The organism is Undibacterium sp. GrIS 1.8 (assembly GCF_040544445.1).
Taxonomy (GTDB): Bacteria; Pseudomonadota; Gammaproteobacteria; order Burkholderiales; family Burkholderiaceae_D; genus Undibacterium.
This window is the reverse complement of the sequence record NZ_JBEONQ010000041.1, coordinates 1-12,525: the sequence shown is the minus strand read 5'-3', so window position 1 is coordinate 12,525 and position 12,525 is coordinate 1. Positions and strand designations below refer to the sequence as shown.

General features: G+C 45.5%; 12 protein-coding genes and 1 pseudogene. 6 read left to right on the top strand and 7 right to left on the bottom strand.

What is annotated here, in order from left to right:
- Nucleotides 1-13: 13 nt before the first annotated feature.
- From AAKU64_RS17100 to AAKU64_RS17090, 3 genes are read right to left on the bottom strand one after another with little or no spacing between them, the layout of a single operon-like run.
- Nucleotides 14-673 (bottom strand): ABC transporter ATP-binding protein, encoded by a 660-nt coding sequence (locus AAKU64_RS17100; protein WP_354362518.1) that lies wholly within the window; start codon nt 671-673, stop codon nt 14-16.
- Between the two features lie 6 nt (nt 674-679).
- A complete protein-coding gene (locus AAKU64_RS17095; RefSeq protein WP_354362517.1) occupies nt 680-1,471 on the bottom strand; it encodes an ABC transporter permease in 792 nt (263 codons plus the stop codon).
- Nucleotides 1,461-2,609, bottom strand: a complete 1,149-nt coding sequence (locus AAKU64_RS17090) for a KpsE/RkpR family capsule polysaccharide export protein (RefSeq protein ID WP_354362516.1) — start codon at nt 2,607-2,609, stop codon at nt 1,461-1,463. The genes AAKU64_RS17095 and AAKU64_RS17090 overlap by 11 nt, the downstream gene beginning before the upstream one ends.
- A gap of 878 nt (nt 2,610-3,487) precedes the next feature.
- On the opposite strand from AAKU64_RS17090, the gene AAKU64_RS17085 reads away from it, so the two are divergent.
- Nucleotides 3,488-4,639, top strand: coding sequence for a glycosyltransferase family 4 protein (locus AAKU64_RS17085; protein ID WP_354362515.1), 1,152 nt, complete (start codon nt 3,488-3,490; stop codon nt 4,637-4,639).
- Between the two features lie 25 nt (nt 4,640-4,664).
- Nucleotides 4,665-5,702: a capsular polysaccharide export protein, LipB/KpsS family gene (locus tag AAKU64_RS17080; RefSeq protein ID WP_354362514.1), complete on the top strand. Its 1,038-nt coding sequence runs from the start codon at nt 4,665-4,667 to the stop codon at nt 5,700-5,702.
- Here the strand turns inward: AAKU64_RS17080 and AAKU64_RS17075 are convergent.
- Nucleotides 5,699-6,823 carry a GNAT family N-acetyltransferase gene (locus tag AAKU64_RS17075; protein ID WP_354362513.1) on the bottom strand — a complete coding sequence of 375 codons (1,125 nt, stop codon included), beginning with the start codon at nt 6,821-6,823 and terminating at the stop codon, nt 5,699-5,701. The two genes, AAKU64_RS17080 and AAKU64_RS17075, sit on opposite strands and share 4 nt — an antisense overlap.
- Before the next feature lie 122 nt (nt 6,824-6,945).
- On the opposite strand from AAKU64_RS17075, the gene AAKU64_RS17070 reads away from it, so the two are divergent.
- The 4 genes and pseudogenes from AAKU64_RS17070 to cysC all read left to right on the top strand — a co-directional run bounded on the left by AAKU64_RS17070 (nt 6,946) and on the right by cysC (nt 11,262).
- On the top strand, nt 6,946-7,950 hold the full coding sequence (locus tag AAKU64_RS17070; RefSeq protein WP_354362512.1) for an NAD-dependent epimerase/dehydratase family protein: 1,005 nt from the start codon (nt 6,946-6,948) through the stop codon (nt 7,948-7,950).
- 18 nt (nt 7,951-7,968) lie between these two features.
- Entirely contained in the window at nt 7,969-9,195 is a 1,227-nt protein-coding gene (locus AAKU64_RS17065) for a capsule polysaccharide biogenesis protein (RefSeq protein WP_354362511.1), read from the top strand.
- An 82-nt stretch (nt 9,196-9,277) separates the two neighbouring features.
- Nucleotides 9,278-10,495 carry a glycosyltransferase gene (locus tag AAKU64_RS17060; protein ID WP_354334401.1) on the top strand — a complete coding sequence of 406 codons (1,218 nt, stop codon included), beginning with the start codon at nt 9,278-9,280 and terminating at the stop codon, nt 10,493-10,495.
- 172 nt (nt 10,496-10,667) lie between these two features.
- Nucleotides 10,668-11,262 (top strand): annotated as a pseudogene (gene cysC, locus AAKU64_RS17055) (adenylyl-sulfate kinase).
- Nucleotides 11,263-11,573: 311 nt separating this feature from the next.
- Here cysC and AAKU64_RS17050 read toward each other — a convergent pair.
- From AAKU64_RS17050 to AAKU64_RS22635, 3 genes are all read right to left on the bottom strand, one after another.
- Entirely contained in the window at nt 11,574-12,089 is a 516-nt protein-coding gene (locus AAKU64_RS17050; protein WP_354334403.1) for a hypothetical protein, read from the bottom strand.
- Nucleotides 12,086-12,229, bottom strand: a complete 144-nt coding sequence (locus AAKU64_RS22640; protein WP_503012630.1) for a transposase domain-containing protein — start codon at nt 12,227-12,229, stop codon at nt 12,086-12,088. Before AAKU64_RS22640 ends, AAKU64_RS17050 begins: the two co-directional genes overlap by 4 nt.
- A 54-nt stretch (nt 12,230-12,283) precedes the next feature.
- Nucleotides 12,284-12,525: IS66 family transposase (locus AAKU64_RS22635; RefSeq protein ID WP_503012631.1), on the bottom strand; the 242-nt coding region annotated here is incomplete at its 5' end.

The window sequence follows — 12,525 nt, the reverse complement described above, 5'->3', positions numbered from 1 at the left end:
TGAAGGTACCGAATCATGCATTAATTTCTTTATAAAAATCAATCGCGTGTTCTACCGTATCGAATATCTTGAGCCCCCCTTGATCCAGCACCGCAGCATGGTTGCAATGATCCCGAATTATGTCCATGTGATGTGCAACGATAATCATGGCGCGGTCAGCTCGTTTTCCAAATAACTCCTGATTACATTTGTGCAAAAACCGGTGATCGCCAACAGCCATAGCTTCATCAATCAGAAAGCAGTCAAACTCCACGGACATGGAAATGGCAAAGGCCAGCCGCGCAGACATTCCTGAAGAATAGTTTTTAACCGGTTCACGTAAATACGCTCCTAGCTCAGTAAATTCGGCTACGAACTTGATGCATTCGTCAAAATCAAGGTTATATACACGGCAAATCAATTTTACATTGTCGCGGCCCGTCAAACTCCCTTGAAAAGTACCTCCAAACGCCAGCGGCCATGAGATTGACATATCACGAATAATCTTTCCAGAGTGAGGCAATTCTGCTCCGCTAATCAGGCGAATCATGGTTGACTTACCAGCTCCGTTTCGACCCAGAATACCCCAGCGCTCGCCTTTTTCAACCCGCAGATTTATATTTTTCAACACCATGCGTTCATCTTTGCCATGATGCACTGGATAACTTTTATAGACGTTTATTAGCTCAAACATAGCTATTTACAATTTCACTCGCCGGATGGCGTGATTAGTTAAGACCAAACCTGCAAAAGTCATCGTCAAATTGATAGCCATGGTATATAGAACAGAATAATAGGTTTCCATGCGGCTACCAAAATAACCAGCATGGAACATCTCAACGCAGTTAATTAACGGCGTAAGCATCAAAGCATCTCTGAATTGTGGTGGAACTATGTGAGCGGGCATAAATACCCCAGTAAATGGAAGCATGAGGTATAAAATAATGTGCGACACTCGTTCAATTGTTTCACTCAATTCTGACAATGCACCCAAAATTAGAACGAAACCAAAGGAAAACCACACCACCATCAAATAACCACATGTCATCAGTAAAACGTTATCTGGAATTTGGCAAACTCCCAGCGCTATAAACAACACAAACAGGATTAGAAAACTTGCTGTAGCGCCGGTGAACTCAAGTGCAATCCGAGCATATAGCATATCTATTGGCCGGATCGGATTGTAATGTAGCAAAGCTTTATTCGCGTCCAACGCTTTGGCGACCCGATTAGACGTATTCCGCCATAACAATAGAGTAGGATAGCTAACCGCGAGATATTCCGCAATCGAAATGCCATCTCGCGGTGCATCAATAGCTGAAAAAATAACCATTACCCCAACAATAAACATCGCTGGCTCAGCGACCAACCAAATCACACCAATTCCTTCCCGACCGAACCGGGTAATCATCTCGCGCATCACCAACGCCCATATCACCCGTCGCTGTATCGCAAGTTGATACCAAAAGCTGGCTTTAGGACTATCTATCATGATGCTCTTTAACACCTGAAATCACGATTGAAAGCACACCCCAAACAATTAAGGCCACAAGTATCGTAGCCAATATATTCTGAAACCGCTTTGGTTCCTGAGAGGCATCCGGCAAGTTAGGACGACTGATTGCTTGAAGGTAGAGCTCCTGTTTTTGCGCTGTCACTTTAGCCTGTTCCAACGAAGTGGTTGCCGCTTCCAACAACTTTTGTGCCAACAATTGCGATACCAGATAGCCTTCATATTTGATATCTTTGTTCGCCAGCGAATTATCCGAACCTGTTACTTTGCCAGATTCTTCACTGATCTGTCGTTCCAAGGATTTAATACTACTTCTCAATACTGGTAGCTGTGGATTCTTTGGCGCATGTACAACCAACTCATTAAGCTGGCCTTGTTGCAACAGCAATTGATCCTGCATCTTGGAAATCATAGTCAACTGCAAAGCAGATTGCTCTACCGGGCTAAATATTTTTTGTGCGTTACGGTACTTCGCCTTATCCAGCATTGCAGTACGTAACTTTTCTTCTGCGATATCAACCTGTTGTTGCGCGTACATTACTGCTTTGTTACGCGCATCTGTATTTAAATTGTTGACGATATCCTGGCTTTTTTGCAGTAAAAAATCATTGATTTTTTTGGCATCGCTAGCGCTGTAGGCGCGTATAGTTAGTTTAGTAATACCGCTACTGGAGTCGATACTGTCTAGCACCATGCTTCTATAGTAGCGATGCAGCTCAACATTATTAATAAAGGGGTAGAGCAAGCCACCAAACCGATTAACAATATCGATATTGCGATTGCCGAAAACAGTTTTGAGATCATAAGTCTGATTCAGTGCAGTCATTGCATCCCAAGAGTCGATGTAATCATGAATATTGTTAGCAGCACTCGTTGAGTTATTGCCGGCCACATTTCCTAACAGGCTACTCAAACCGGAGGCAGCGCTGCTTTGACCTGGGCTATAAACCACAAATTTGGATTCGGAGATATAAACATCTGAGGCAATCAGACCGAAATAAAAAACAGATACCGTCGTAGGGATTAGGACCGTGTATAAAAAAAGTCTGTTTATTCCAAGGATTCGGCGTATGAATTTATTTTGCGTAAAACTATTTAGTGTTGAGTCGGTGTTCAATTTGCAGCCCGGTAAAAAAAGTCAGTTCAGAAAATACTGCATAGGACAGTAATTGATAACCAATGCGAATTCAAGATTTTTAAACTTTGAAACTCTTTGAATCAATTTAATTGTGTTTCCTCTAATAAATAATTCAAAAATCGTTAGGAGCATTATAAATGCATTTCATTTCAGAACCATCTTGGAATATTTACGTAGTAAAATACTATCAGACATGGGGTACTCCAGAACAATTTTAGCCTTTTGTACCATCTTTATTGCTTATTTCCAACATACAAATTATACACTAGCCCACTTTCATTTTTGATAACAATTTAACAAAATTTGGAAAAATATCGCTACCAGTAATGTTTATTCCCCGCCCTTGCATCTGAATAATTCAACCGCAGATTTACTGCTCATCGCCAATAAATAAGGGTTTACAACTTACTTTAATAGCAATAATTATCCGCAGCTCTTAACCCGAAGTTCTGCTACTAGCACGCAATATTCTAAAGCGGTAGGTAGGTCCATTCCAATCACTCATAATGAATCTGTACGTCGACTGAAATTAACAACGAATTAAATAGCGAGACATTGTTTGAAAGCTACTAACATGGTTAGAGCAATCGGCGATTGCGCTAGAAATGGACTCCCCTATGCAGGATCTAGTACTGTTTGTTTTCTTGGCCTGCGTTCGGAAGAAAGAGCCCGCAACAGCAATAAAGACTATATCGATTTGATGTATTCGTCTAAAAATAGACAGGTATGCCGTATTCCAAGCTTGAATTCGGTGAATTTAAGTCAAGAACGACCCAAGCTTGAAATTGCGGGGATATCAACACCCTGTTTAATTAAATATTTCGGATTAACGACTTTTTAAATATGCGAAATATCTTGTGAGTAAACTTTTAATCGATGTTACGCGTCTCGTTTCACGCCTAATGGACGGTCGCCTGCCAACCGGTGTGGATCGGGTTGGATTGGCTTATGTACAGTATTACGGACGTATTTCGCGTGCGGTAATTCGTTGGGCCGGGCACAGCTGGGTGTTGCCTGAGGAGCAGTCAAAACAGTTATTTACCTGGCTGATCAAGCACGAATCGTCCAAAGGTGCTGTGAAGATTATCGCCACGGGTATCGCTAGAGGCTGGTATCGGCAACGCACAGCAGGTCAGATTTTGTTTAACACTGGGCATAGTGGCTTAGAGAACATCCGCTATCCAACTATGTTGAAGCACATGGGGGTCAGGCCAGTGTTTGTGGTGCATGATCTAATTCCGATCACACACCCTGAATATAGCCGGCCCGGTGAAGCAGAAAAACATATCCAGCGTATGGATCAAATGTTGTCGCTGGCATCGGGCGTAGTTGCCAACTCGCTGGCCACGCTAGATGATCTGTCTACATACGCGAAAAAATCGGCAAAGCCCTTGCCTCCGTCCACAATTGGTTTGTTGGCTCCTGGTATGCAGCCTCTATTGCCCGGTGCACGGCCGATTGCCGCGCCATATTTTGTGATGCTTTCCACCATTGAGCCGCGCAAAAATCATGTGATGATATTGCAGATTTGGCGCCGTCTGATTGAAACATATGGTGACCAGGCCCCCCGTCTGATAGTCATTGGTCAGCGTGGGTGGGAATGCGAAAATGTGATCGATCTGCTGGAACGCTGCATCCAGCTCAAAGGGTATGTGACTGAACTGAGCCGTTGTTCGGACCAAGAATTGGTTACCTATTTGCATCATTCCCAGGCCCTGCTGTTCCCCTCGTTTGCCGAAGGATATGGTATGCCACTGGTGGAAGCACTAGCACTGGGCACCCCCGTTATTGCCAGCGATCTGTCAGTGTTCCGGGAAATTGCCGATGATATTCCAGAGTACGTCGATCCGCTTGATGGTATCCGATGGGCCGAACTGGTGATAGATTATGCGCGGCCGGAAGGTAAAAACCGGGAGGCTCAGCTAGTACGTATGCAAAATTTTAAGGTGCCTGATTGGAGCGAGCATTTTTCGATGGTGGATGCGCTGATTGAACGACTAGAACAGTAACAATTTTTAATTTATTCAACGACATATGATCCCAATTGAAATGTATAAAGTGTTATATGTCTACCGGTTCCCGTATTGGAAATGGCCGGTCGTGAAGCAATGTTTTCCAGGTCATGAGGTGCATTTTATTGAGAAAGTGGATGTCGTGCGGCCCTGCACCACTCTGATTTTGTGGGGCATGTGCGCCGTGCCCGAAGGTATTGATGAGCAGGTGCATGTGCTACGGATGGAAGACGGTTTTTTGCGTTCGGTTGGTTTGGGTGCGGATTTAATTCGGCCGGTGTCGTGGATTGCGGACGCGGTGGGCATTTATTACGATGCGACGCGTGTATCCGGACTTGAGGAGCTGCTGGCTTCCTGCGAATTTGATGGTGTATTGACTGCCCGAGCAACTGCTTTACGTTCTCGTATAGTGGCTTCGAGTTTGACCAAATATAATGTGGGCACAGACCAATGGCAGCGCCCGGCCAATGCAAAACGGGTGATTTTAGTTCCTGGCCAAGTAGAAAGTGATGCCTCGCTGACCTATGGGGCACCGGGTGTGCGTACTAATATCGGCCTGCTGAAGGCAGTACGCGCTGCCAATCCGGATGCGTATCTGCTCTACAAACCACATCCTGATGTGCTGGCTCGACTACGTGCCGAGGGACAACTTGAGCGGGATGCAATTGAGTGGTGTGACCAAGTGCTTACCAATGCGGCGATGGGTGATTTGCTATTGCAGGTAGATGAAGTCCATTTGTTGACCTCCCTTACAGGTTTTGAAGCTCTACTACGCGGCAAACAAGTCACCTGTTACGGACAGCCTTTTTACTCGGGCTGGGGCTTGACCACCGACATGGCTCCGCTCGAAAGACGCAGTCGCAAACTAACGCTAGACGAACTAGTAGCCGGCGTGCTGATCAAGTATCCGCTGTACTTAAGCCGGGACGGAAAAAAATTGATTGCGCCTGAGCAGTCGTTGGATGAATTGTCCAGCTGGCATGCCAAATCAGGCGGAACCACACCGCTGTGGCGCAAGTTTATCAGGGTATTTTTGCGTCGTATTATCGGTGTGCGTTAGATTTGTTTAAAAATGTTTTTGTTTTGAATTTCAGGTGTGTGATTAAGTATTGGGTAGTAGAAGCCCACAAAAAAATTGATGAAAGCGGATGGGGCACGCAGCGCGAATTGAATGGGTGACATGTAAGCGCCCAGATCTTTTTTGATTGAGTACGTGGTCAAGCCCATCTCAATCCGCTTTAAACCAAGATTGATAGCGGTTTCAACCACTTTGTGCGCAACATAGATATATAAGCTGTCATTAACAGCCTCGGTCCGGCCAAAATAAAGCCAGCGCAGCGTATCTCGATCCATTAGCAACAAGGCATGTCCAATCAGTTCGTCATTACGATAAAACAGAATTACTTTAGAGCGTTCGCCTAGCTTTGAAGAAAATCCTCGGTAAAATTCTGGCGTGAGTATTTCTCGCTGATATTCACTGGCGCTGTTGTGCACAACCAGCCATTGGTTACAGAGTGTGTCGGCCAGGTGATCAAATTCGTCATGCAGTTCGTGACGAATGCCCTGTTGCTGATTGATCTTCAGATGTTTTTGTAATTTACTGCGGTAGTAGCTCTTAAGTGAGGATAGGTATTTTTCCGGAGTAGACCAAGAAACTGTCATGTAGGTTGTGGCAAGACTGTCTACTAGGTGGTATCCCCGCTGCTTGAACAACGCGCCAGTTGCTGCAGATTCTGGTTCGAAGTCTCTAACTACAATCAAAAAATGCCCCTGTTTTTTGGCCAGTCCATTCAACATGGTATCGAACGATGTAACTATTTCTTGCTCGGAAATGGCTACACTCGCCACAAAAGGCTTGTTCAGACTAATGGGCGTACCACATTCGAGCATTTTAAATTTCAGGAAGTTAGGGAACAAACGACGGATTTTTAATAGAAAATTTCGAAGTGCGGGTGGTGCAAATATGGCGATGTCGGTAGTGATGGTATAAAAACTGGTGATGGCCACCGGGTTATCAATCTCATCGTAAAAGATGGCATATTGGTAGGAAAAATCATTCAGTTTGGCCTGTTCGATTACATCCCAGAACTCGTATGCATAACAACACGAATATCCGGATTGAATACGGTCCCATTGTTCTTTTGGTACATCGCTGATTGTTTCGAATATTTTTATTTTCATTTTTAATGACAGTGCCTATTGAATGTAATTTCGTTGCGATGCATTTTACATGGTTAGATCATTGGTTTAGTTGGTTCAGTACTATGACTTTATGTCGCCGTGTTTTATTAAAAGGGAAATAGATGGCAGATGCAAAAAAATTATCTGCACTGATTACAGGTGCGAGCGGATTTGTAGGCCATCGACTCGCTGAGCGGCTACTTGAGGAAGGCTGGAAAATTCGTCTACTGGTGCGTGATGCGAAAAAACTTGCTTCACCTTTAAATACCCGCTGCGAAGTAATCATAGGAGACCTGAATGACGTCGCCGCAGTTTCGCGCGCTGTACGAGATGTGAATGTGATTTTTCATTGTGCAGCGAATGTCAACACCTGGGATAACTCAGACGCCTATTACGCGGCAAATGTGCTTGGTGTGACCACTTTAATGACCGCCATTACGAAAGAAAATAAAACGTTGGCACGGTTAGTCCACGTGTCGACGATGGACGTGTACGGATTCCCGGCGGTTGCATGCAATGAAATGAGCACCCCCAATGGCGCAGGCTTTGGTTATGGGGAAAGCAAACTGATGGGAGAAAGTGTGGTCCGGGAACTGGGTAGTCAGGCTGGCATTTCTTACACGATTATCCGGCCTGGAAATATCATTGGCCCCCGCAGTCAGTTCATTACTCGTATCGGCGCTGAACTCAAGTTTGGCATCATGTTGACAGTCGACAAAGGGCAAGTACATGCGGGACTGGTGTATATCGATAATCTAATAGATTGCCTGATTTGGGCAAGTAGCGCACACGAAGCACATCGAGAGTGTTACAACGTGCGGGACAACTATGACGTTAGCTGGCGGACATTTATTGATAAATTTCGCTCTGACATCAATGGAAAGGGGTTTGTATTCAATCTGTCTTTTTCCGCTGCAGAAAAGCTGGCTCGTGGCCTGGAAACCTTCCACAAGCTGCTGCTACCCAGACATGAGCCAATGTTACACCGTTTGCTGGTGCGATTCTTTGGCAGGACCTGTGGTCACAGCGCCGATAGAATTCACTTTTTTTGTCCTACCAAGGTCGGATTTGAAGAAGCAATGCAGGATTCGATACAGTGGTTTTTAAAACAGAGTAAAAAATATTGATGTCAATCTGGATGAATTATGTCTGAACTGCACTTTGTATTTCTACAGGGACTTCCCTCACCATTTTTCAGCAAAATCGGAAAAAAATTAACAGAGCGTGGCGGCAAAGTAACCGGACTCAATCTTTGTATTGGCGATCAGTTGTTCTGGCGCGGCGCGAATACCGTAAATTTTCGTGGATCGCTTGCTGACTGGCCTGCTTTTATCGCCGATTTTTTTGATCAGCATAAAGTCACAGATGTTGTACTGGTCGGTGAACAACGCAGTTATCACAAACATGCCATTAAATTGGCGAAAGCACGCAATATTCGGGTAACGGTGACAGATTTTGGTTATCTCAGACCCGACTGGATCGTCTTTGAGCGCAATGGCATGGGTGGCGACTCTCTTTTCCCCAAAAATCCAGAATCTATTATGGCACTCGCTGCCAATGCACCCAAGCCTAACTTAACGCAGCAATATAGAGATCATTTCTGGAAAATGGCCTGGGGAGATATTTTGTATCATCTGGCCAATTTCTTTTATTTCTGGCTGTTTCCGTTTTATCGTCGCCCTTACAAGCGCAACCATCCTCTAGCACATTATTTTTCTATCGGTCGTCGGATACTGTTTGCTGGGATCGGACATCGATATGCTTTAGCCAGACTTGCAGAATTGAAAGCACAACACGCGCGTTATTTTTTGTTGCCGCTACAACTTGAAAATGATTTTCAAATCGTCAGTTACTCGCCGTTTGATAGTCTGGAGGAGGCAATTTGGCTAACACTGGAGTCTTTTGCAAGATGTGCTGACGCAAATGACAGACTACTCATCAAAGTGCATCCGCTCGATCCTGGTTTGAAGAACTGGAAAAGCCTGATTTACAAGAGAGCGGACCAGTTAGGTATTGTGGATAGGCTCGATTATTTTGATGGCGGTGATCTAGACGAAATTCTGCGTTGTTCAGTTGGTGTTGTTACCGTCAACAGCACCGTCGGTATTCGTGCGCTGCAACTCGGTTGTCCGGTTATGACCTTGGGCTCGGCAATCTATGATGTGGCCGGACTAAGTTTTCAGGAATCGCTAGACCGTTTCTGGACCGAGGCAGAACCTCCCGCTCCCGCCATGGTAGACGCCTTTATCAACGCCGTATGCAATACGCTGCAAATTCGTGGTGTTTTCTACGGTGAACCTGGTCTAAGCGCTGCGGCGGATGAAGCAGCGGATCGGCTTTGGAATCGGAATGTTGGCTTGCTGGCAAACTGAACTAATTTAGAGATTTCAATTTTGGGATTTTATGGCGCGTATTCTGATTGTTGGTAAGGGTGGCTACGGCGACATGTTTCCTATGTTTGCCATCGCGCAAGCACTAAAAGATAAAGGGCATTTTGTCAGTGTCGCGGGAGAAGGACATCATGCCGATGCGCTGAGCCTATTAAACATATCGCTGATTAAACTTGATGAACGACCTGCTGAAAATGAGCAACTCGAAAACCATTCAGTACTTTCTAAATTGCGTAGCACAGCTGAAATACTTCAGACGCTGTCGCCCAGAAATCTGGAGCAAGAATATGAAATCCTATCTTCAATTGCAAATGATTATGACCTGATAGTGGGTAATCAGCTCGCTTATACGGGATCCATGGTCAGCAAAAAAACGGGCAAGCCCTGGGTTTTCTGTGCACCCTCACCTTTGGCATTCCCTTCTCAGTATGATCCTCCTCTATTTCCTTATATCCATCGGTTACAGAGTCTGACGATGGCTTATCCCGCTACCCAGCGTCCATATATTACTTTGGCTCGTAGCGTCAGCAGACTTATGATGAATTCCGTCATCAGACAGCAACGCAGGTTGGGTATTAAAAATGCTGGGCATCCTCGCTTTGAAGGGCTGTACTCAGAGCATCTCAATTTGTTAATGACTTCCCCCTCACTCATTAAGCCCCAACCGGATTGGCCTACCAATACTGTTTTATCAGGATTTAGCTGGTTCGAGCCGGAATTTATGCGAGGTGCAGAAAAGATGAAGTCGCTGGCAGAATTTATTGATGGCGGCCCGGCTCCGATAGTTTTTGCACCCGGCGGCAGTATGCGCACCCATCCCGGAAAATTTTTTACCGAAAGTATAGAGACCTGCAAACGGATGGGGATCCGGGGTATTTTGTTGGCAGCACAGCGTTTTCATGCTGAATTACCGAAATCATCGGACATTTTGATCACTGGTTATGTACCTTACTCGGTACTATTGAAATCTGCCAGTGCCATCGTACATTCAGGCGGGATAGGCGCGATAGGTTGGAGTTTGCGATTTGGTATTCCATCGCTACTCGTACCATCAACATGGGACCAGTTTGACAATGCGCACAGAGCATGTAATCAGAATCTGGCCATGGTGATGGCAGAGCGAAATTATAAGGCTGCAGCAGTGGCAGCAAATTTGGACAAGTTATTCAAAAACCAGTCACAGCATCAATTATTGAAAAACTACATGCAGCGTATCTCCGACGAAGACGGAGCGAGTGTGGCCTGCACGCAAATCGAGTCCTTTCTAAAAAACGTTGGGTAAATACTTACTGAGCAGTTTTCCCACTGGCGCTCGTTACAATCCGATAGCATATATGCAACTTGACCAGGTATCGTCATGTTATTCTTACTGATATTAGCTAAATAACATTGAATTTTTAAAATAGTTTTACCGATAATTGCTCGATCGCTTTTGATTATTCCCAGTGAATACCATGTCTTCTAATACAATCAATCTCACCCAATCCTTTGAACAATTATTTAGCGTTACCCAATCAAATCGGGAATCCATCAAAGGGCATGCAGCAAAAGTCATCTGGCTCACCGGACTATCCGGAGCTGGAAAATCGACGATCGCGAACGCCCTGGAACTAAAGCTCCAGGAACAAAATAAACATACCTACATCCTGGACGCCGATAACGTTCGCAAACATCTGAATAAGGATTTGGGCTTTTCACCCGAAAGCCGTACCGAAAATATCCGACACATCGGAGAAGTCGCGTTAATGATGAAAGAGGCCGGTCTGATTGTGATTGTTACCTGCATTTCGCCGTTTAATAAAGACCGGGAAGCTGCGCGCGCATTGATCGGCGATGCCGAATTCATTGAGGTATATATCAGCACACCGCTGGATGTATGTGAACACCGAGACCCAAAAGGACTGTACAAGAAATCGAGATGGCCTGCTTCCCAATATGACCGGCATTGATAGTCCCTATGAAATTCCCCGACATCCAGAGTTAACGCTGGATACCAGCGTGTATTCGATACAGGACGGCGTGGAACAAATTCTTGTCTTACCGAGTTGATTTATTATAGTCAATGACTTTCATCCAAGGATTTGCTCAATAACGGTCGGTTTTAGGTTCCGTTTGTCCATTCACGTAAACTAAGTGGATAAAGCGAAGTTGCGCGTTTTTTTCCTCGTTCTCCCGAACCGTTTCTGGAGCTATCGGTCTGCATTTCACCTGCCATGCGCACACTTTTGCCATTAAATGCTGGCTACGCAATGGCACGCGTGGCGTTCTTGGCCAAGATGTGGTAATGCCCCTTGTTACATCCCAACAGACGTTTGACCGTAAGCGATCCATAAACTACAGTACTGCCAGTCCAGTTATTTTTATTTTTTTGTTTTTTTCATGGGTGGCATCGGCATATTCGCGATGCAATTGACGGCAGTTATCGCCGCAAGCATAACGTATCGTTCATTGTCTTCTGCAAGTCCACACTGATCAAGCCAGGGTAGGAGTTCGCTCATGACAAATACGAACAGCATTTTTTCTGGATGATCATCAATGTACTGGTGCAAACTTTGTCTGCGCAGGTCGCTACTCAGTCTTTCAGTGAATTTGACGTTGGCGACAAGAAGTCCCAGTTGCCGCTCCCATTGATTTTCGTCAATCAGAGACCATGTCAATCCAGACTCTTTCATGCTTTGGAAACAAATGAAGATCAGTTCCATCAAGAATTCCATTTTGTCAAATGGAATTCCTATCTTATGTTGCACGAGGCAGGCAATGAGCAGTGTTGGCTGACTGCGGAACATGTTATCCAGAAGCTGTTCTTTTTGTACCAGTGTCATGGCACGCACTTGTTGAATTGACCGTGCCAGTACCGGTGTAGTGATGCGGCTCATCCTGCCTTTACCTTGAGTTCGGGCATGGTCCATGGCAGCAGCGCTTCGATGTGCTCCGGCGTCTGGGCGACTGGCAAGTCGCGCAGTACACGGCGCAGCCAGCTGTAGGGTTCAACTCCGTTAGCTTTGGCCGTTTGCACTACTGAATAGATTGTTGCACTGGCATGCGCTCCGCCCCGCGTATCGCTGAATAACTATCCCTTACGGCCAACCACAAAGGGACGTATGGCGTTTTCGCATTTGTTATTATCGATGGGTAAGTCGCCTCGCTCCGTGTAACGGGTTAGCCTGCTCCAGCACTTTTTCATATAACCCAGGGCTTTGCCGAGTGCGCTGGATGGCGCCACGCCGGGAAGCGTCTTCGTCATCCATTCATGCAGCGCATTCAATGCGGGAATGCTTTGTTGCTGGCGCATCAGCAAACGCTGTGCATACC

Coding starts and splice junctions, on each gene's coding strand:
- AAKU64_RS17100 (WP_354362518.1), bottom strand. CDS start 673: ATGTTTGAGCTAATAAACGTCTATAAAAGTTATCCAGTGCATCATGGC.
- AAKU64_RS17095 (WP_354362517.1), bottom strand. CDS start 1,471: ATGATAGATAGTCCTAAAGCCAGCTTTTGGTATCAACTTGCGATACAG.
- AAKU64_RS17080 (WP_354362514.1), top strand. CDS start 4,665: ATGATCCCAATTGAAATGTATAAAGTGTTATATGTCTACCGGTTCCCG.
- AAKU64_RS17075 (WP_354362513.1), bottom strand. CDS start 6,823: ATGAAAATAAAAATATTCGAAACAATCAGCGATGTACCAAAAGAACAA.
- AAKU64_RS17070 (WP_354362512.1), top strand. CDS start 6,946: ATGGCAGATGCAAAAAAATTATCTGCACTGATTACAGGTGCGAGCGGA.
- AAKU64_RS17065 (WP_354362511.1), top strand. CDS start 7,969: ATGTCTGAACTGCACTTTGTATTTCTACAGGGACTTCCCTCACCATTT.
- AAKU64_RS17060 (WP_354334401.1), top strand. CDS start 9,278: ATGTTTGCCATCGCGCAAGCACTAAAAGATAAAGGGCATTTTGTCAGT.
- AAKU64_RS17050 (WP_354334403.1), bottom strand. CDS start 12,089: ATGAGCCGCATCACTACACCGGTACTGGCACGGTCAATTCAACAAGTG.